Origin of the sequence: Pseudoduganella namucuonensis (assembly GCF_900116645.1) — a bacterium.
In the GTDB taxonomy this organism is placed as follows: domain Bacteria; phylum Pseudomonadota; class Gammaproteobacteria; order Burkholderiales; family Burkholderiaceae_D; genus Rugamonas; species Rugamonas namucuonensis.
Window position 1 is genome coordinate 24042 of record NZ_FPBO01000044.1, and the last position, 18948, is coordinate 42989.

Sequence of the window (18948 nt, forward strand, 5' to 3'; positions counted from 1 at the left end):
TCCAGCGCCCGATCTCAAGGGAGTGTCACATGTTGAAACGATCAAAGTGGGCGGGCCTGGCGTGCGTTGGGCTGATGGGGGCGGCGGGAGCGGCGTCGGTGTCGGATCTTGGCACGACGTTGACGCCGTTGGGCGCCGAAAAGGCGGGCAATCCGGCCAAGGGCATCCCGGCCTGGAACGGCGAGCAGGTGCAACTGCCCGGCTGGAGCCATGGCAAATACCGCAAGGACTACTTCAAGTACAAGGATGAGAAGCCGGTCGAGGTGATCGACGCCGCCAACGCCGACAAGCACGCCGACAAGCTCACCCCCGGCCAGCTCGCACTGCTCAAGCAGGTCAAGGGCTACAAGATGGAGGTCTACCCCAGCCACCGCTATTGCGGCGCGCCCGATTTCGTGGCCGAGAACACGAAGAAGAACGTGGGCACGGCGAAGATAGGGGCCGACGGCTGGAGCCTGGTCGAGGCCATCGTGCCGGGCGTGCCCTTCCCCTTCCCGCAGAACGGCACCGAGGCCATGTACAACGCCAAGATGCGCTACCACGGCGTCGGCATCGACTACAAGCACGTGACCACCGCCGTTTCGCCGCGCAAGGGCAGTAGTGAATGGATCATGGCCGGTTCCGAACAGACCAGCTACTTCCCCTGGGGCGCCAAGGGCAGTGCCAAGCTGAGCTCCTTGTCCGGCGTGGAGTACAACACCTACTTCGCCTATTCCACGCCGACCGCGCTGGCGGGGCAGGCGCTGGCGGTGACCTTCTTCCTGAACCAGCCATCCACTGAAACCTTCTACTATTTCCCCGGCCAGCGCCGCGTGCGCCGCATGCCTGCCTACGCCTACGACTCGCCGCAAATCGGCATGGAGAACCAGTACACGCTGGACGAGCCCTTCGTCTTCAACGGCACGCTGGACCGCTTCGACTGGAAGCTGGTGGGCAAGAAGGAGATCTACGTCCCCTACGGCTCCTTCGGCGCCTACAACTTCCAGGCCAGGTTCGAGGACGTGGCCAAGGAAGACGGCATCGCCGCCAACGCCCGCCGCTACGAGCTGCACCGCGTGTGGGTGGTGCAGGCCAGCGTGAAGGCCGGCACGCGCCACTCGGCGCCGCAGCGCACCTTCTACCTGGACGAGGACAGCTGGAACCTGATGCTGGCCGACGACTACGACGCCCAGGGCAAGCTGTGGAAGCACCGCGAGGGCTATCTGATCCCCGTGTATGAAACCGGCAGCTGCGACGTTTCCGCGTTCGCGCAGTACAACCTGGCCGAGGGCCGCTACGTGTTCGACATGCACTCGGCCGGCGCCGGCAAGGACATGAGCTGGGCCACCGATCCGAAAGCCAGCCCGCGCTTCAAGCCCGGCTTCTTCAGCGCCGACAGCCTGCGCGCCATCAGCGAACGTTAATCCGCACCGCATTCGGGGAAAAACCATGACAACTAAAATGAAGGCGGCCGCGCTGGCGGCGGCATTGCTGTGCGCGTCCGCCGCGCAGGGGATCGAGATCAAGGGCGAAACGGTGAGCGGCAATTTCGATTCGACCGTCTCCGCCGGCGTCGGCATGCGGGCCGGCGGCCCGGCCTGCGGCAGCGTGATCGGCAGCTTCGCCGGCAGCGCCACGCCCGCCCAGCCCGGCGGCCCGGGCGCGCCCGCCGGCTGCGCCGACGTGTTCAGCTCCTATAACGACCAGGGCAACCTGAATTACGCGCGGCACGACCGCTTCACCACCTACTTGAAGGGCACGCACGAACTGTTGCTGAACTTCCCCGGGGATGTGAAGTTCCTGGGCAGGGTGAGCTGGCTGCGCGACTTCGCCGCCACCGACACCACCGGCATCCAGAGCGGCTCGGGCGGCCCCGCGCCGTTCCCGCCGGGCGCGCGCGACGACCTGCGCCAGAAAGTGCGCCTGCTGGACTTCTGGGTCAGCAAATCCTTCACCGTGGGCGAGGAGCGCGTGCGCGTGCGCGCCGGCAACCAGGTGGTGAACTGGGGCGAAAGCCTGTTCCTGCCCGGCGGCATGAACCAGACCAACGCGGTGGACCTGATGCGCCTGGCCCAGCCGGGCACCCAGCTGAAGGAGGCGGTGCTGCCCGCGCCCATGGTCAACGTCTCCACGGGCCTGGGCAACGGCCTGAGTATCGAGGCCTACGCGCAGCAGGGCTGGAACGGCAACTACTTCCCGCCGGTGGGCAGCTACTGGTCCATCGCCACGGTGGGCAAGGGCGCCGACGTGGCGGACGTGCCGAACGCCGGCGAGCCGCGCAACGGCGGCCAGTACGGCGCCGCGCTGCGCTACCAGCCGGAAGGCACCTCGCTCAACCTGGGCTTCTACGCCATCAACTACCACGACAAGTCGCCGGTGGTGGAAACCTCGCTGGCCTCGGCCAGCGGCTACGCCTACCGCTACCTGGAGGACCGCAAGCTGTTGGGCGTGAGCGCCAACTTCCCGCTCGGGAACTGGGCCATCGGCACGGAGCTGAGCTACCGTCCGCGCGACCCGATCGCGCTGAACGGCTCCGCGCCAGGCCTGGCGGAGAACTCGCTGACGCCGGTGTTCGGCGTGCGCGCCTGCCTGGCCAACGGCGCCTGCCACGTGGAGCAGAAGAAGTTCCAGCTGCACGTGACCGGCTTGTTGAGCCTGACCCCGGGCGACCATGGCGCCATCCTGAACCTGCTGGGCGCCAGCACCGGCACCCTGCTGGCCGAGGCGGTGGCGATACGCTATCCGGACCTGCAAGGCCGGTACCAGGGCGTGCCGGTGGCGGCGGGCGGCTGGGGCTGGGGTTACGAGAGCACGGCGGCGGCCGACGCCACCGGCCCGGGCGTGCCCGGCGCGGTCGGCACGCGCGGCTCCTACGGCTACAACTTCGATTTCAGCTGGGTCTACGACGGCACGCTGATCCCGGGCTGGCAGGTGGTGCCGGAGGTGTACTTCTTCCACGCCGTGAAGGGGCGCACGCCGAACATGACGGCCACCTTCATGCAGGGCGCGAAGTCGGCCAATTTCATCGTCGGCTTCATCAAGAACCCGGCCAGCTGGCAGGTGAGCGTGAACTACGCGCGCTTCTGGGGCGGCTCCACGGTGTTCGACCAGCCGCTGCGCGACCGCGGCTTCTTCGGCGCCACCTTGTCGCGTAACTTCTGATGGACGGCGGCATGAAGCGATTTTTCAGCATCGGCCGCTTCGAGGAAGCGGCGTTCCGCCTGCGCGTGCCCATCCTGGGCGCGCTCATGGCGCTGACGGCGGCCATGGCCTTCTTCGCGCTGCAGCTGCGCATGGACGCCGGCTTCGAGAAGCAGATGCCCACCAGCCACGAGTACATCCAGACCTTCAACCAGTACCGCGACGACGTGCTGGGCGCGAACCGCCTGAACGTGGTGCTGAAGGCCAGGAAGGGCGGCATCTGGACCAGGGAGGGATTGACGCGCCTGAACGAGCTGACCCAGGCCGTGATGTTCCTGCCGAATATCAACCGGCTGGGCGTGCAGTCGCTGTGGACGCCCAACACCTACATCAACGAGATCACCGAGGAGGGCTTTCGCGCCGATCCGGTGATTCCGGGCACCGTCACGCCGGAGCGGCTGGACGCCGCCACGCTGGAGCAGGTGCGCCAGAGCGCGGTGAACGGCGGCTTCGTGGGCACGCTGGTGTCCAAGGGCCAGGACAGCGCGATGGTGATCGCCGAGATCGCGGAGTTCGACGCGCAGGGCCGCAAGGTGGACTACGTGGCCTACAACGCGCGGCTGGAAAAGGATATCCGCGCCAAGTTCGAGAACGCCGACTTCGAGGTGCAGATCATCGGCTTCGCCAAGCAGATCGGCGACGTTGCCGACGGCGCGGCGGGCGTGGTGTATTTCTGCCTGGTCGCCTTGCTGCTGACGGCGCTGGCGGTGTACTGGTACTGCCGCTCGCTGCCGTTCACGCTGCTGCCGGTGGCGTGCTCGCTGGTGTCGCTGGTGTGGCAGTTCGGCACCCTGCGCCTGCTGGGCTACGGGCTGGACCCGCTGGCGGTGCTGGTGCCCTTCCTGGTGTTCGCCATCGGCGTGTCGCACGGGGTCCAGCAGATCAACTACATCGTGCGCGGCATCGCCGCCGGCATGAGCTGCGAGCGGGCCTCCAAGGCCAGCTTCCGGGGCCTGCTGGTGCCGGGCGTGCTGGCGCTGCTGACGGCCTTCGTGTCCTTCGCCACGCTGGTCATGATCCCGATTCCGATGGTGAAGGAACTGGCCATCACGGCCTCCATCGGCGTGGCCTACAAGATCGTCACCAACCTGGTGATGCTGCCGCTGGCCGCCTCGCTGCTGAAGGTGGGGCAGGGCTACGCGCGGGACGCGATGCTCTCGCAGCAGCGGCGCGCGCGCTGGCTGCGGCCGCTGTCGCGCGCGGCGCGTCCGAAAACGGCGGCCGGCATCGCCGCCGCCACGCTGGCGCTGTTCGCCTGGTCGGCCTGGTACAGCAGCGACAGGCTGGTGGGCACCCTGCAGCCGGGCGCGCCCGAGCTGCGCGCCGATTCGCGCTACAACCTGGACGCGAAATCCATCGCCGACAACTACGCGACGGGGCTGGACTGGCTGACGGTCGTGTTGGAGGTTCCGCCGTCCTCCTGCGAGCGGGTGGCCTTCGGCCGCTACCATGACGGCTTCGACACGGCCATGCGCAACGTGCCGGGCGTGATGTCGGTGAGTTCCTTCGCCGGCCAGGTCAAGATCTACAACGAGGGCTACAACGAGGGCAACCCGCGCATGTACAGCGTGCCGCTCGACGCCGCCAACTACGCGGCCCTGGGCGTGGAGGTGGGGCGCGTGCGCGGCTTCGTCAGCAAGGATTGCGGCATGCTGGCCACCAATCTGTACCTGACCGACCACAAGGCCGAAACCATCAACCGCGTGATCGCCGCCGCGCGCGCCTACCGCGACGGCCATCCGCTGCAGGGCATGAAGGTGCGCCTGGCCGCCGGCAACGCGGGCGTGCTGGCCGCCGTCAACGACGAGGTGGAGCACTCCGAATTGCCGATGATGCTGTACGTGTACGGCGCCATCGTGCTGCTGGTGCTGGCCGTGTACCGCGACCTGCGCGCGGTGGTGGCCTGCTGCCTGCCGCTGACGGTGGCCACCTTCATCGGCTACGCCTTCATGAAGCAGCTGCAGATCGGCCTCACCGTGGCGACGTTGCCGGTGATGGTGCTGGCGGTGGGCATAGGCGTCGACTACGCCTTCTACATCTACAGCCGCCTGCAGATGCACCTGGCGATGGGCGAGGGGATAGAGACGGCGCTGGAAAAGTCCATCCAGGAGATCGGCATCGCCACCATCTTCACCGCCATCACGCTGGCCATCGGCGTGGCCACCTGGTCGTTCTCGGCGCTGAAGTTCCAGGCCGACATGGGCAAGCTGCTGGCCTTCATGTTCATCGTGAACCTGGTGATGGCCATGACCGCGCTGCCGGCCTTCGCCGTGCTGCTGGAGCGCCTGTTCCCGCGCCGCGGCCCGGTGAAACTGAGCGCCGCGCTGCAGCATTGAAAGGAATGGAAATGAAGACCATCAAGAAGACGCTGAACCTCGCCGCGCTGGCGCTGCTGGCGGCCAGCCTGAACGCGCAGGCCGCCCAGCCGGCCCGCGACGACCCCCACGCGGCCAGCGCCATGATGCTGGACGCCACCCGCGCCGGCGCGCGCATCGTGGCCGTGGGCGAGCATGGCTATGTGCTGCTGTCCGACGACGGCGGCAAGACCCAGCGCCAGGCGCGCGGCGTGCCGGCCGACATGACGCTGACGGCGGTGAGCTTCGCCGACGAGCGCAACGGCTGGGCGGTGGGCCACGGCGGCGTGATCGTCCACACCGCCGACGGCGGCGAGACCTGGACCCTGCAACGCGAGGACGCCACCGTGGACCAGCCGCTGCTGACCGTGTACTTCCGCGACGCGCTGCACGGCTGGGCGGCGGGCCTGTGGTCGCTGCTGCTATCCACCGAGGACGGCGGCAAGACCTGGCGCCAGCTGCGACTGCCCCCGCAGGACGGCGGCAAGCGCGCGGACCTGAACCTGTTGAAGATCTTCCCGTCGGCGGCGGGGCAGGTCTACATCGCCGCCGAGCGCGGCACGGTGCTGCGCAGCAGGGACGACGGCGCCAGCTGGCAGTATTTGCACACGGGCAGCAAGGCCTCGCTGTGGAGCGGCACGGCGGCCGGCAACGCGCTGCTGGTGGCGGGGCTGGGCGGCCGCCTGCTGCGCAGCGCGGACGACGGCGCCAGCTGGACCGCCATCGACGCCGGCGCGACGGGTTCCATCACGCACCTGAAGGCGGAGGGCGGCGCGGTGTGGGCCAGTTCGCTGGACGGCCGCCTGCTCAAGAGCGGCGACGAGGGACGGAGCTGGCAAACCGCGGCCGCCGGCGCCGATCCGCTGACCGCCTTCGCCACCAGCGCGGATGGGGCGCAGCTGCGCTACTCGCGCCGAGGGCTGCTCAAATGAGCACCCGGGGATGGTGGCGGGACGTGTCGATCCGCGCGCGCCTCTTGCTGTTCTCGTGCGTGTTCACGGCGGCCATCATGCTGCTGGGCGCGATGGGCATGTACGCGGGCAAGCAGGCGCTGCGCAGCATGGACCTGATCTACTCCAGCGACGCGCGCGCCATCGAGATGCTGGCCGAGATCCGCGGCGACATGCTGGAGGCGGTGGTCACCTCGCGCATCATGATGGACGCCCAGGCCGGCCAGAAGGCGGCGCTGCTGGCGGCCACGCAGGGCTACCTGGGCTCGGCCAGGAGCGGCTGGGACACCTACCGGAAGATACCCGCCAGCGCCCGCATGGCCGAACTGGCGGGCAGGTTCGAGGCGGCCTTCCTGCCGTCGCTGGCCGAGACCACCCGCCACGCGCGCGCCGGCTACGAGGGCGACGCGGCCACGGTGGCGGAGGTGGAGGCCAATATCGATCCGCTGTGGAACGCCTATGTCTCGGCCACGCGGGAGCTGGTGGCCGCGCACAAGGAGTTGGCGCAGGCGCGCTACCAGGACAGCGTGCGCTTCATGGACTGGCAGATGCTGGTGGCCGGCGCGGCCATCGCCGGCGGCATCGCGTTGGCGGTGTGCTCGCACCGCAATGTGGTGCGCACGCTGCTGCTGCCGCTGGAGGCGGCGGTGCGCAACTGCGAGAGGATCGCCGCCGGCGACCTGCGCGCGCAACTGCCGCCGGCGGGGCGCAACGAGATCGGCCGGCTGATCGCGGCCTTCGGCACCATGCAGCGCGACCTGTCGCGCGCCGTCTCTGTGGTCGAGTCCGGCTCCACGGAGATCCGCAACGCCACCCGTGAAATCGCCAGCGGCACGCGGGACTTGTCGATCCGCACCGAGCGCCAGGCCGCGTCGCTGGACGCGACGGCGGCCAACGTGCAGGCCATCGCCGGCTCCGCGCGCGAGAACGCCGGCAGCGCGGGCGAGGCGCTGCGCATGACGGAGCGGGCCGGCCTGGTGGCGCGCGAGGGCGGCGGCGCGGTCGATCGCGTGATCGGCACGATGGAACGGATCGAGGCCAGCGCGGGCAAGGTGGGCGAGATCGTCAGCGTGATCGAGGGCATCGCCTTCCAGACCAACATCCTCGCGCTGAACGCGGCGGTGGAGGCGGCGAGGGCGGGCGAGAACGGGCGCGGCTTCGCGGTGGTGGCGAGCGAGGTGCGCACGCTGGCGCAGCGCTCCGCCTCCGCGGCGCGCGACATCGGCCTGCTGATACGGCGCTCCAGCGCCGAGGTGGCGGCCGGCGCGGCGCTGGCAAGGGAGGCCGGCGCCACCATGGAGCGCATGCTGGCGGAGGTGACGCGCGTGGCCGGCATCGTCGAGCACATCGCCGGCGCGTCCGAACGCCAGACCGCCGACATCGCGCGGCTCAACCGCGCGGTCGAGGAGATCGACGGCGCCACCCAGCAGAACGCGGCGCTGGTGGAGCAGGTCAGCGCGGCGGCGGCGGTGCTGGCCGGGCAGGCCGGCACCTTGTCCCAGGCCGTGGCCGTGTTCCAGCCCCAGGCCCAGCCGGAGCCCGCCGCGCGCCCGCGCCTGGCGTGATTTGTTTCACCTTTCATATTGCATGTTGGTGCGCCTTGTCCTATATTGTATTTATAGTTTGTTAAATGCATTAATGGTCGAGCGTCATATATTATGAAAACGTCGATCTCATTGAGAATGGTTGCTGTCCATCCTGGTCGTGGTGATGGCTTTTGAGGCATTTTTGTACAATTTCAGGTGGTGTGGGAGGTGGAGCATGGACGTCGTCGTCAAGCCAAGCAAGGAGCAGGTCAGGCAATGGCTGCGGCGGCGCCGCACGGAAAGCCAGGCGCCGCCGGACTGCGAGCAGATCCGGCGCGAACTGGGCTGGTGCCTGGCGGAGGCGGAGCGGGTGAGGGACGAGCGCGTCGCCCTGCGCTGCGGCCCCTTGGCCGCGTGAATGCGCAAGGGGCCGTGCGAAAGGCTTCGGAAACCCGCGCGATTGTCGTGGCATCGACATTCTCGGCGCAAGGCCGGTGATAGCCTCGGTTGAAAGAGTCCGACCACCAGCGAGGTGCACCATGCACGACGATGCCATCCCCACCACGCCCACCAAGCAGCAAGTCCGCGACTGGCTGCGCACCCGATGGATGATGTCCATGCCCTTGCCCGACGCCGAGGCGCTGCGCCGCGAAGTCGGCTGGAAGCGTGCCGAGCCGGCGCCGGCCGGCAACGCGGCGCCGAAGGAGAGCCGCTCCTGACCCGGCGCCGGCCGTCCGGCTTCGTCGCCTTGGCTAAGTTGTGGACTAAATTTGGTGTATATTCAGGCTACTGAATCCGGCACGCGCGAGGAACAATCATGGACATTACGGAACAAATCAAGCCTATCTCTTTCCTCAAGGCCAATACGACCGAGATAGTCAAAAATTTTGATAATGGCCAGGAAGAGCCGATCATCATTACCCAGAACGGCGAAGCCAAGATGGTCGTCATTTCCATCAAGGCTTACCAGTCGCAGCTTCAAGAACTACGTCGCGTGAACGAACAGATGGCCTTCATGAAGTTGATGGCGATGAGTGCGAAGGAAATCGCCGAAGGCAAGGTGGTGAGCGAGGAGGATTTCCTCGGTAGCCTGGACAAGGACGATTGAGCTGATGACAAAGTTGTTGGTTCTTGAAAGCGCTCAGGAGGACTTCTTCGAGATCAGGAACGGCTTCCGCGATACGCACACAAAACAGGCGTACGAGAACTTCAAGCAGAACTTTAAGACCCTGTTTGCCGAGATCAGGAAGTTCCCCCAAAGTGGCGGCATCGTTCAGGAAGCACAGGAAGTAGGGTTGGAAGTAAGGCAACGGATCTGCGAACAAATCCGAGTCATTTACACCTATGATGAAGCTGAGGATGTGATCCACATCCGGATGTTTCTGCCCACCGCGCGCGACTTCCTCGCGCATCTGACCAAGCGAATACTGCGACCAGTCAACCCGAGCCGCTGAAGCCGGTGGGCAGACCACCGCGCGGCACGGGCGCCAACATAGCGTTAAATCCAGAATGGAGTATCAACATGTTACACGGCAGCTGTTTGTGCGGCGGCGTGGCCTACCGGGCCGAGGGCCCCGTCCACCACGCCAGTCATTGTTACTGCACCATGTGCCAGAAGCAGCATGGCGCGGCGGCGGGTTCCTACGCGAACGTCGGCAGCGCCGGCTTCGTGTTCGAGCGCGGCGCGGATCTGGTGACGGAATACGCCTCGTCCGACCATGGCCGGCGCGGCTTCTGCCGCGTTTGCGGCTCCACGCTGACCTGGCGCAGCACCCGGTCGCCCGACCGCATCGCGGTGTCCCTGGGGACGCTGGAGCCCGAATACGACCGCCCCGTGACGCGCGAACTGCACACGGACACCAAGCCCCGCTGGCTGCCCGCGAGGGACTGAGCCCGCCGGCGCACCAAAATCCACCGGATTCATGCAACAAATGATTCGCATCAATTTGCTCTCGGGGAAGCCTGGAACTACCATGGTGTCAGCGTATTAACACCGCGACAGAGCAAAGGAGAACACAGATGCCCACCATAGAAACCTTCGTCGTCGAGGGCGGCAGCGACGGCGGCAAACGGGACTTGATCTCGGCGCTGACCGCGGCCGTCGTCGCCGCCATCGACGCGCCGGCCGATTCGGTGCGGGTGATCCTGACGGAGGTGCCGGCCGCCCATTTCGGCATCGGCGGCCAGAGCGTGGCGGAGCGGCCGGCGCCCACGCAGGCGGTGATGCAAGCCTTCCTGATCGCGGGCCGCAGCCCGCAACAAAAGGTGCGGCTGATCGCCGCGCTGACCGAGGCGGCGGCGGGCGCCATCGACGCCGACCCGGCGGCGGTGCGCGTCATCATCAAGGACGTGCCCAACACCGACTTCGGCCTGGGCGGGCGGACGGCGGCCGCGCTGGGGCGCGGCGTAGGCCGCGACGCCATGCGCGGCTAGCGCCGCCGCCACATGAATCTTCGCGCATAAGACCATTACAACAAGGAGGAATACATGTACTTTTCACGACGGGACATGATGCGCATGCTGGCCGGCGCGGCCCTGGCGGCGGCGCTGCCGGCGCGCGCGGCGGAAGCCGGGGCTGGCGAGGTGCCGCTGGGCGTCCAGACCTACAGCCTGCGCGAGCTGCTCAACACGCCCGGCGACATGGTCGACAAGATGATCGCCGCCATGACCGCGCTGGGCGTCAAGCAATGCGAATTGTTCGAGCCGACCATACAGCCGCCGGAGCTGTCGGTGCACGCGCCCTGGGCCTCGGCCGGGCCGGGCAAGGCCAGCCAGGCCTCGCTGTACGGCGCCATGCCGGTCGGGCAGAGGAAGGCGCCGGAGCTGATCGCGGCGCGCGAGGCGGTCAGGCAGTGGCGCCTGTCCACCCCGGACGCCTATTTCGCCGACGTCGGTCGGCGTTTCGCGCGGGCCGGCATCGAGATCCTGGCCTTCAATTTCCTGCTGAAGGACGACTGCACCGACGCGGAAGTGGAGCGCGGCTTCGCCATCGCCAAGCTGCTCGGCACCAGGATCATCACGGCGTCGACCACGCTGACGATGGCCAAACGCACGGTGCCGTTCGCGGAGCGGCACAACATCGTCGTGGCCATGCACAACCACTCCAACCTGAGCGATCCCAACCAGTTCGCCACGCCGGAGAGCTTCGAGCAGGCGCTGGCGATGTCGCCGCTGTACTGGGTCAATCTGGACCTGGGACACTACTGCGCGTCCGGCTTCGATCCGCTGCCCTTCATCCGCAAGCACCACAAGCGCATCAGCAACCTGCACGTCAAGGACCGGCAAAAGAACGACGGCCGCAACCAGCCCTTCGGACGGGGCGACACGCCGATCAAGGCGGTGCTCCAGTTGAACAAGACGCAAGGCTACCGCATCCCGTGCACCATCGAGTACGAGTATGCCGGCACCGAGGACGCGGTGAGGGAACTGGCGAAATGCCTGGCCTATGTGAAGGACGCCCTGGCTTGATTTTCCGAAAAACAACGCTTTTCCAAAGTTTGTCAACGCAGCATCTGTTTTGCACTATCTTGTAGCAATGGCGGCCGTAACCGGCTTTTTTTAAGATTCGAATTGTAATGGATTACATTTCATTACTTGACCCGCCGGCCGGCACGGCGGCGGGGCATCGGGCAGCATCCACATATATATCCAGGGCACAGCCCAATCGGGGGGATCATCATGTTAGAGCACAGCAAATTCCAGAAAACAGCGGTGGCGGCGGCGGTGGCGGCGTTCATGGCTTGCGCCGCGCCGGCGCGGGCGCAGAGCGAGGGCGCGGCGGAGGCGCCGGCGGCGGCCCCAACGGCGGCGCCGGCGCCGGCGGCGGCCGACAAGGGCCAGATCCAGGAAGTGATCGTGACGGCGCAAAAGCGCGCCTCGACCGCCCAGAAGACGGCGGCCGCCATCACCGTGTTCGACGCCAAGACGCTGGAGAAGAACGGCGTGGCGACGCTGCAGGACCTGACCAAGCTGGCGCCGGGCGTGAGCCTGGGACAGGACGCGGCCAAGGTGGTGGTCACCATGCGCGGCGTGTCCAGCCGCGACACCACCGAGATCGGCGATCCGGCCGTCTCCATCAGCACCGACGGCTTCTACATCCAGCGTCCGACCGGCCTGTCCGGTTCCGTGTTCGACCTGGAGCGCGTCGAGGTGCTACGCGGGCCGCAGGGCACGCTGTACGGGCGCAGCGCCACCGGCGGCGCGATCAACTTCATCACCGCCAAGCCGGGCAAGGAGCTGGAGGGCAAGGTCGGCCTGGGCATCGGCAACTACGGCCTGGTCACCTCCGAGGGCATGATCAACCTGCCGCTGGGCGAGGAGTGGGCGGCGCGCGCCGCGTTCCAGAGCTCGCGCCACAAGGGCTACCGCACCAACGAGGCGCCGGCCGTTCCGGGCGACGACGACGACACCACCTCGGCCCGCGTGCACCTGCAGTACACGCCGACCAGCCGCCTGAAGGTGCTGCTGACCGGCCAGCACACCCACATCGGCGGCGTCGGCCCCAGCGTGGAGGGGGTGCCCATCGTCGGCGCCGTCAACAACAACGTCATGCCGGTGGTCGACGCCAAGGGCCAGCCGCACGGCACGCCCAACCAGTACATCGACACCACCATCAAGAGCCTGCAGTTGAACGCCAGCTACGACCTGGACTTCGCCAGCCTGATTTACTCGGGCGGCTACCGCGACATGCATTACCTGCACCTGCGCGACCTCGATGGCCTGAGCGGCAACGCCAACTATTTCAGCGCGAACGAGCGCCCGGTCGACACCTCGCACGAGCTGCGCATGGTGTCGCAGGGCGAGGGCCGGCTCAAATGGCAGTTCGGCGGCTACTACTTCAAGGAGAAGATGGATCTCCTGAGCTACTACCAGACCTACGCCGTCGCCAATTCCCCGGGCACCATCTTCGTCTTCGACTACGACGTGCTGGCCGTCTCCAAGGCGCTGTTCGGCCAGGCCTCGTACGAGGTGGTCGACGGGCTCACGGTGGACATCGGCCTGCGCGGCTCGCAGGACGAGAAGACGCGCTCGGGCTACCAGAACCTGGGCAACGGCGTCGCGCCCCAGCCCGGCAACATCTCCAGCCGCAAGAACACCCACCACCTGGGCCTGAACTGGCAGCTCACCCCCACCAACCTGCTGTACGCGAAATACAGCACCGGCTACAAGGCGGGCGGCTTCACCTCCGTCATCACCGGCCTGGGCGCCGGCGCCACGGTCAGCCAGGTGTCGTACAACCCGGAGACCATCAGCGCCATCGAGGTCGGCTCCAAGAACCAGTTCTTCCAGCGCCGCCTGCAGCTCAACCTGAGCGCCTTCACCTACGACTACAAGGACCAGCAGGTGGCGGTCAACAACGGCGGCACCTCCTACACGGTCAACGCGGGCAAGTCGCGCATCGCCGGGGGCGAGCTCGAGTTCCAGGCGCGCCCCACCGCCAACGACAGGTTCGACGGCTCCATCGCCTACCTGAAGGGCGAGTTCAAGGATTTTTGCACCAACAAGAACACGCAGGGCGTCTGCACCCGCAACCTGGCCGGCAATGAACCGGCCCAGGCGCCGCGCTGGCAGATCGGCGCCGGCTACGAGCATGGCTTCGAGGTCCCCGGCGGCACGCTGACGCCGCGCATCCAGACCCACTACGAGAGCAAGTCCTACCTCGGCGTGGACAACTACGCGCGCCAGACGCAAAAGAGCTACCACCGCAGCGACGCCATGCTGACCTACGCCGAGGACAGCGGCAAATGGACGCTGCAGGCCTATGTGCGCAACATCGAGAACGCCAAGGTGATGACCGTGGCCAACGCCAACTTCGGCAGCTACAACTACGCCTACTCGGCGCCGCGCACCTTCGGCGTGAAGCTGACCCATAGCTGGTGACGCCGGGCTCGCGCGGAGGCGCGCTTGAATGAATGATGTAATCCATTACATTTCTATCGCGTAATGGGGTAGCATGGCGGATATCCGGGGGCGCGTCGCGCCCCCGGCCTGCCGACTAGGAGGATTTGGATGATCAAAACGGAGACGGCGGTACGCGGCCCGGGCATATTCCTGGCGCAGTTCGCCGGCGAGCGGGCTCCCTTCAACAGCTTGCGCGGCATCGCCCGGTGGGCCGGCGCGCTCGGCTACCGGGGCGTGCAGATTCCCACCTGGGACCGGCGCCTGTTCGACCTGGAGACGGCGGCCGCCAGCGACGCCTATTGCGAGGAGGTGCGCGGCACGCTGGCCGAATCCGGGCTGGAAATCACGGAGCTGTCCACCCACCTGCAGGGCCAGCTGGTGGCGGTCCATCCCGCCTACGACACGCCGATGGACGGCTTCGCGCCGCCCGAGGTGCGCGGCAAGCCGGCCGCCCGCGCCGAGTGGGCGGCCGGCCAGCTGATGCTGGCGGCGCGGGCGACGCGGCGGCTGGGTTTGCGCGCCCACGCCACCTTTTCCGGCGCGCTGGCCTGGCCCTACCTGTATCCGTGGCCGCAGCGGCCGGCCGGCATGGTGGAAGCGGCCTTCGCGGAACTGGGCCGGCGCTGGCTGCCGATACTGGACGCTTTCGACGAGGCGGGCGCCCACGTCTGCTACGAGCTGCATCCGGGCGAGGACCTGTGCGACGGCGCCAGCTTCGAGATGTTCCTGGAGGCGGTGGCGCAGCATCCGCGCGCCGCCATCCTGTACGACCCCAGCCACATGCTGCTGCAGCAGATGGACTACCTGGCCTTCATCGACATCTACCACGAGCGCATCAAGGCCTTCCACGTCAAGGACGCGGAATTCCGGCCGTCCGGCCGGCAGGGCGTGTATGGCGGATTCCAGCCCTGGCTGCGGCGCGCCGGCCGTTTCCGTTCGCTGGGCGACGGCCAGATCGATTTCCGCGCCATCTTCGGCAAGCTGGCGCAGTACGGCTACGACGGCTGGGCGGTGCTGGAATGGGAGTGCTGCATCAAGCATCCGGAGCAGGGCGCGGCGGAGGGCGCGCCCTTCATCCGCGAGCGCATGATACGCAAGGCCGACCGCGCCTTCGACGATTTCGCCGCCAGCGGCGCCAGCGAGGAAGCCAACCGGCGCATGCTGGGCCTGGCCCCGGCCGGCGGGGAGCGGCCATGAGCGCGCCGCGCGAAGCGCTGGCCGGGCGCCGCCTGCGGCTGGGCATGGTGGGCGGCGGGCAGGGCGGCTTTATCGGCGCCATCCACCGCTACGCCGCCCGTCTCGACGACGAGTACGAACTGGTGGCGGCCGCGCTGTCGTCCGACGCCGAACGCGCGCTGGAAAGCGGGCGCGCGCTGCGGCTGGACCCGCAACGCCTGTACACGGACTTCCGCGACATGGCGTCGCGCGAGGCGGCGCGGCCGGACGGCATCGACGTGGTCAGCATCGTGGTGCCCAACCACTTGCACCACGCGGTGGCCAGCGCCTTCCTGGAGGCGGGCATCCACGTGATGTGCGACAAGCCGCTGACCACCACCCTGAAGGATGGCCTGCGGCTGCGGGAACTGGCCGAGCGCCACGACTGCCTGTTCGGGCTGACCCACAACTACAGCGGCTACCCCCTGGTGCGCGCGGCGCGCGAGCTGGTGGAGGCCGGGGAACTGGGCGAGATCCGCATCGTCCAGGTGGAATACGCGCAGGACTGGCTGGCCCGGCCCATCGAGGACAGCGGCGACCGGCAGGCGGCCTGGCGCACCGACCCGGCGCTGGCCGGGCCGGCCGGCTGCCTGGGCGACATCGGCTCGCACGCGGCGCACCTGGCGGAGTATGTCACCGGCATGACCCCCAGCGAGATCAGCGCCGACTTGAGCAGCCTGGTGGCCGGACGCCGCCTGGACGACCACGTGCAGATGCAGCTGCGCTACGCCAACGGCGCGCGCGGCATGCTGTGGGCCAGCCAGGTGGCCAGCGGCGAGGAGAACGGCCTGCGCCTGCGCGTGTACGGCGCGCGCGCCTCGCTGCGCTGGCAGCAGGAGACGCCCAATGAATTGTGGCTGAGCGTGCAGGGCGAGCCGGCGCGCCGCCTCACGCGCGGCATGCGCGGCCTGCCCGCCGCCGCCGGCGCGGCCAGCCGGCTGCCGCCCGGCCATCCGGAAGGCTTCATCGAGGCCTTCGCCCAGTTGTACCGCGACTTCGCCCACGACGTGCGCGCGCACCAGGCGGGGCAAGCCGGCTTGGCCGGGGCGCGCAGGGTGCCCGGCCTGGACGCGGGGATACGCGGCCTGCAGCTGATCTCCGCGGCGCTGGCCAGCCAGCGGGCCAACGCGGGCTGGGTCGCGCTGCCGCGGTAAAACAACAAGAAGGAGGAGACAAAATGAAAACGCAACTGAGAGTCCGCCTGTCGGCCATGATGTTCGGCCAGTATTTCGTGCAGGGCGCGTGGTTCGTCACCCTGGGCACCTACCTGAGCCAGGGCCTGAAGTTCGACCACATCATCGGCGTCTCGTACAGCATGATGGGCATCGCCGCCATCGTCTCGACGCTGCTGGTGGGCAGCCTGGCCGACCGCTATTTCGCGGCGCAGAAGGTGATGGCCGCGCTGTCGCTGGTGGCCGGCGCCAGCATGCTGTGGCTGTCCACCATCCATGACAGCCCGACCCTGTTCCTGGCCGTGCTGCTGCTGCACTGCCTGGCCTATGTGCCGACCGTGCCGCTGGCCAACGCCATCGCCTTCAACGCCATGAGCGACAGCGCGCGCGAGTTTCCGGCGGTGCGCGTGTTCGGCACCCTGGGCTGGATAGGCGGCGGCCTGGCGGTCGGCGCGATCCCGGGCGCGGCCCAGACCCCCCTGCCGATGCAAATCGCCGCGCTGGCGGGCGTGCTGCTTGGCCTGTACGCGCTGACCTTGCCGGACACCCCGGCCCGCGAGCGCGGCGCCGCTGGCGGATCGACCCGGCTGGCGGCGCTGTTCGGCCTGGACATCGTGGCCGGCATGCGGGACCGGCCGTTCTGGGTCTTCATCGCCAGCTCGCTGCTGATCGTGATTCCGCTGTCGTTCTACTACGCCTACTGCAACACCTTCCTGGTGGAGATCGGCGCGCGGGTGGCGCTGTTCGGGCATACCTTCGAACCGGTGGCGCTGCAAACCCTGGGGCAGGTGTCGGAAATGGGCTTCATCCTGCTGCTGCCGGTGCTGCTGGCGCGCATGGGGATCAAGTGGGTGATCCTGGCCGGCATGGCCGCGTGGTGCCTGCGCTATGTGCTGTTCGCCTACAGCTTCGACGAGCACGGCCCGGTGATGCCGCTGGCGCTGCTGGGCATCGTGCTGCACGGCGTCTGCTACGACTTCTTCTTCGTGGCGGGGCAGATCTACGTGGACGGCAAGTTCCCGCCGCGGGCGCGGGTGCGGGCGCAGTCCTTCCTGGCGCTGGTCACGGCCGGCGTCGGCGTGCTGATCGGCTCGAACGTGGCCGGCCTGGTCTACGGCTGGAACACGCTGACGCCGGCGCTGCACGACTGGCGCGTGATCTGGCTGGTGCCGGCGGGGATCGCCGTGGTCGTGATGCTGATGTTCGCGGCGGCCTTCCGCGCGCCGCGCGCCGCGCCGGCCGGCGGCGCGCCGCTGGCCTATGGCGCCGCCGAGTAGCGCGCACCGGAGGACGCGTGCGGTATTTCATCGAGGGAGGCAAGGGAATGCGGAAACTGCATGGCATGGCGCTGTTGGCCGGCGTCCTGGCGGGAGTCCCGGCCGGCGCAACGGCCCACAATCCGGCGGTGGGCTTGAACTATCAGCGCGTGGCCGGCGCGCCCATCGTCAGGAAGGTCCTGGACGACCTCAAGGCCGACGACGCGCGGGCCTTGGCCGAACTGCGCACCATCACGGAAATCCCGGCCCCGCCGTTCAAGGAAGAGGCGCGCGCCGCCTACTTCCTCGCGCGGCTGAGGGAACTGGGCCTGGCGGACGCCCACATCGACCGCGAGGGCAACGTGGTCGGCGTGCGCAAGGGCTCGGGCGGCGGCCCCAGGCTGCTGCTGGCGGCCCACCTCGACACCGTCTTCCCCGAGGGCACCGACGTGCGCGTGAAGGAGCGCGACGGCCGCCTCTACGCGCCCGGCATCGCGGACGACACGCGCGGCCTGGCGGTCCTGCTGTCCTGGCTCAAGGCGCTCAACGACAACCGGGTCGAGACCGTGGGCGACCTGATGTTCGTCGGCAGCGTCGGCGAGGAGGGGCTGGGCGATTTGCGCGGCATGAAGGCGCTGTTCCGCGACCATCGGGACATCGACGGCATGGTCGGCCTGGAGCCCGCCGGCCGGCCGCCGGGCCGGCCCGACGAGATCACCACCACCGGCACCGCCAGCCACCGCTACCAGTTCCATTTCAAGGGGCCGGGCGGGCATAGCTTCGAGGCCTTCGGCCTGCCCAGCGCGATCCACGCGATGGGGCGCGCGGTCGCCGGGATAGGCGAGGTGCGCACGCCGGAGCGGCCCAAGACCTCGTTCACCGTCGGCACCGCCAGCGGCGGCACCTCGGTCAACACCATCGCGGCGGAGGCGCGCATCGCGGTCGACATCCGCTCCAACGGCATGCCCGAGTTGCTGGAGGCCGAGCGGCGTATCCTGGCGGCCGTGCGGGAGGCGGTGGCGGAGGAGAACCGGCGCTGGAACTCGGACCGCGTCAGCGTGGAGACGACGGCGCTGGGCGAGCGCCCGGGCGGGGCCACTCCCGGCGACGCCGTCATCGTGCAGGCCTTTGTGCAGGCCATCACCGGCTACGGCCGCGCCGCGCCGGCCTTCGCCACCCACAGCACGGACGCCAATGTGCCCATGAGCCTGGGCATCCCCGCCGTCATCATCAGCAGCGCCGCCCAGGCCGGCGAATACCACACGCTGAACGAGTGGATAGACCCGAGGGATGGCTGGCAAGAGGCCCAGATCGGCATGCTCGGCGTGCTTAGCCTGGTCGGGATCGAAGGCGTCAGCGCGCCGCTGCTGGAACGGCGCAAGCGCTGACGGGCG

At 68.3% G+C, this 18948-nt stretch carries 17 protein-coding genes; all 17 read left to right on the forward strand.

Annotation, left to right across the window (positions count from 1 at the left end):
* Positions 1-29: 29 nt before the first annotated feature.
* The 17 genes from BM436_RS30935 (at position 30) to BM436_RS31015 (ending at position 18942) form a co-directional block, all read left to right on the forward strand.
* Positions 30-1403, forward strand: coding sequence for a DUF1329 domain-containing protein (locus tag BM436_RS30935; protein ID WP_093560063.1), 1374 nt, complete (start codon positions 30-32; stop codon positions 1401-1403).
* Between the two features lie 25 nt (positions 1404-1428).
* Complete coding sequence (locus BM436_RS30940) at positions 1429-3141, forward strand: DUF1302 domain-containing protein (protein ID WP_093560065.1); 1713 nt, start codon at positions 1429-1431, stop codon at positions 3139-3141.
* A gap of 11 nt (positions 3142-3152) precedes the next feature.
* Complete coding sequence (locus tag BM436_RS30945; RefSeq protein ID WP_177307664.1) at positions 3153-5516, forward strand: efflux RND transporter permease subunit; 2364 nt, start codon at positions 3153-3155, stop codon at positions 5514-5516.
* 11 nt (positions 5517-5527) lie between these two features.
* The gene (locus BM436_RS30950; protein WP_093560132.1) at positions 5528-6466 is read left to right on the forward strand and encodes a WD40/YVTN/BNR-like repeat-containing protein; all 939 of its coding nucleotides are present in this window, start codon (positions 5528-5530) and stop codon (positions 6464-6466) included.
* Positions 6463-8049 carry a methyl-accepting chemotaxis protein gene (locus BM436_RS30955; protein WP_093560069.1) on the forward strand — a complete coding sequence of 529 codons (1587 nt, stop codon included), beginning with the start codon at positions 6463-6465 and terminating at the stop codon, positions 8047-8049. Before BM436_RS30950 ends, BM436_RS30955 begins: the two co-directional genes overlap by 4 nt.
* Positions 8050-8245: 196 nt before the next feature.
* Positions 8246-8428: a hypothetical protein gene (locus BM436_RS30960; RefSeq protein WP_093560134.1), complete on the forward strand. Its 183-nt coding sequence runs from the start codon at positions 8246-8248 to the stop codon at positions 8426-8428.
* A gap of 121 nt (positions 8429-8549) precedes the next feature.
* The gene (locus tag BM436_RS30965) at positions 8550-8729 is read left to right on the forward strand and encodes a hypothetical protein (RefSeq protein ID WP_093560072.1); all 180 of its coding nucleotides are present in this window, start codon (positions 8550-8552) and stop codon (positions 8727-8729) included.
* A gap of 98 nt (positions 8730-8827) precedes the next feature.
* Entirely contained in the window at positions 8828-9118 is a 291-nt protein-coding gene (locus BM436_RS30970; protein WP_093560074.1) for a type II toxin-antitoxin system Phd/YefM family antitoxin, read from the forward strand.
* A 4-nt stretch (positions 9119-9122) separates the two neighbouring features.
* A complete protein-coding gene (locus BM436_RS30975) occupies positions 9123-9464 on the forward strand; it encodes a type II toxin-antitoxin system RelE/ParE family toxin (protein WP_093560076.1) in 342 nt (113 codons plus the stop codon).
* Between the two features lie 68 nt (positions 9465-9532).
* Positions 9533-9901: a GFA family protein gene (locus BM436_RS30980; protein WP_093560078.1), complete on the forward strand. Its 369-nt coding sequence runs from the start codon at positions 9533-9535 to the stop codon at positions 9899-9901.
* Between the two features lie 128 nt (positions 9902-10029).
* Positions 10030-10443 carry a tautomerase family protein gene (locus BM436_RS30985; protein ID WP_093560080.1) on the forward strand — a complete coding sequence of 138 codons (414 nt, stop codon included), beginning with the start codon at positions 10030-10032 and terminating at the stop codon, positions 10441-10443.
* Positions 10444-10497: 54 nt separating this feature from the next.
* Positions 10498-11478, forward strand: a complete 981-nt coding sequence (locus BM436_RS30990; protein ID WP_143133385.1) for a sugar phosphate isomerase/epimerase family protein — start codon at positions 10498-10500, stop codon at positions 11476-11478.
* Positions 11479-11688: 210 nt separating this feature from the next.
* Positions 11689-13890, forward strand: coding sequence for a TonB-dependent receptor (locus tag BM436_RS30995; RefSeq protein ID WP_143133386.1), 2202 nt, complete (start codon positions 11689-11691; stop codon positions 13888-13890).
* Positions 13891-14019: 129 nt separating this feature from the next.
* Positions 14020-15108 (forward strand): sugar phosphate isomerase/epimerase family protein, encoded by a 1089-nt coding sequence (locus BM436_RS31000; RefSeq protein ID WP_371859694.1) that lies wholly within the window; start codon positions 14020-14022, stop codon positions 15106-15108.
* Positions 15105-16280, forward strand: coding sequence for a Gfo/Idh/MocA family protein (locus BM436_RS31005; RefSeq protein ID WP_229490895.1), 1176 nt, complete (start codon positions 15105-15107; stop codon positions 16278-16280). The genes BM436_RS31000 and BM436_RS31005 overlap by 4 nt, the downstream gene beginning before the upstream one ends.
* Before the next feature lie 23 nt (positions 16281-16303).
* Complete coding sequence (locus BM436_RS31010) at positions 16304-17575, forward strand: MFS transporter (RefSeq protein ID WP_093560086.1); 1272 nt, start codon at positions 16304-16306, stop codon at positions 17573-17575.
* A 47-nt stretch (positions 17576-17622) separates the two neighbouring features.
* The gene (locus BM436_RS31015) at positions 17623-18942 is read left to right on the forward strand and encodes a M20/M25/M40 family metallo-hydrolase (protein ID WP_093560088.1); all 1320 of its coding nucleotides are present in this window, start codon (positions 17623-17625) and stop codon (positions 18940-18942) included.
* The last annotated feature ends 6 nt before the right edge of the window (positions 18943-18948 follow it).

Coding starts and splice junctions, on each gene's coding strand:
- BM436_RS30935 (WP_093560063.1), top strand. CDS start 30: ATGTTGAAACGATCAAAGTGGGCGGGCCTGGCGTGCGTTGGGCTGATG.
- BM436_RS30940 (WP_093560065.1), top strand. CDS start 1,429: ATGACAACTAAAATGAAGGCGGCCGCGCTGGCGGCGGCATTGCTGTGC.
- BM436_RS30945 (WP_177307664.1), top strand. CDS start 3,153: ATGAAGCGATTTTTCAGCATCGGCCGCTTCGAGGAAGCGGCGTTCCGC.
- BM436_RS30950 (WP_093560132.1), top strand. CDS start 5,528: ATGAAGACCATCAAGAAGACGCTGAACCTCGCCGCGCTGGCGCTGCTG.
- BM436_RS30955 (WP_093560069.1), top strand. CDS start 6,463: ATGAGCACCCGGGGATGGTGGCGGGACGTGTCGATCCGCGCGCGCCTC.
- BM436_RS30960 (WP_093560134.1), top strand. CDS start 8,246: ATGGACGTCGTCGTCAAGCCAAGCAAGGAGCAGGTCAGGCAATGGCTG.
- BM436_RS30965 (WP_093560072.1), top strand. CDS start 8,550: ATGCACGACGATGCCATCCCCACCACGCCCACCAAGCAGCAAGTCCGC.
- BM436_RS30970 (WP_093560074.1), top strand. CDS start 8,828: ATGGACATTACGGAACAAATCAAGCCTATCTCTTTCCTCAAGGCCAAT.
- BM436_RS30975 (WP_093560076.1), top strand. CDS start 9,123: ATGACAAAGTTGTTGGTTCTTGAAAGCGCTCAGGAGGACTTCTTCGAG.
- BM436_RS30980 (WP_093560078.1), top strand. CDS start 9,533: ATGTTACACGGCAGCTGTTTGTGCGGCGGCGTGGCCTACCGGGCCGAG.
- BM436_RS30985 (WP_093560080.1), top strand. CDS start 10,030: ATGCCCACCATAGAAACCTTCGTCGTCGAGGGCGGCAGCGACGGCGGC.
- BM436_RS30990 (WP_143133385.1), top strand. CDS start 10,498: ATGTACTTTTCACGACGGGACATGATGCGCATGCTGGCCGGCGCGGCC.
- BM436_RS30995 (WP_143133386.1), top strand. CDS start 11,689: ATGTTAGAGCACAGCAAATTCCAGAAAACAGCGGTGGCGGCGGCGGTG.
- BM436_RS31000 (WP_371859694.1), top strand. CDS start 14,020: ATGATCAAAACGGAGACGGCGGTACGCGGCCCGGGCATATTCCTGGCG.
- BM436_RS31005 (WP_229490895.1), top strand. CDS start 15,105: ATGAGCGCGCCGCGCGAAGCGCTGGCCGGGCGCCGCCTGCGGCTGGGC.
- BM436_RS31010 (WP_093560086.1), top strand. CDS start 16,304: ATGAAAACGCAACTGAGAGTCCGCCTGTCGGCCATGATGTTCGGCCAG.
- BM436_RS31015 (WP_093560088.1), top strand. CDS start 17,623: ATGCGGAAACTGCATGGCATGGCGCTGTTGGCCGGCGTCCTGGCGGGA.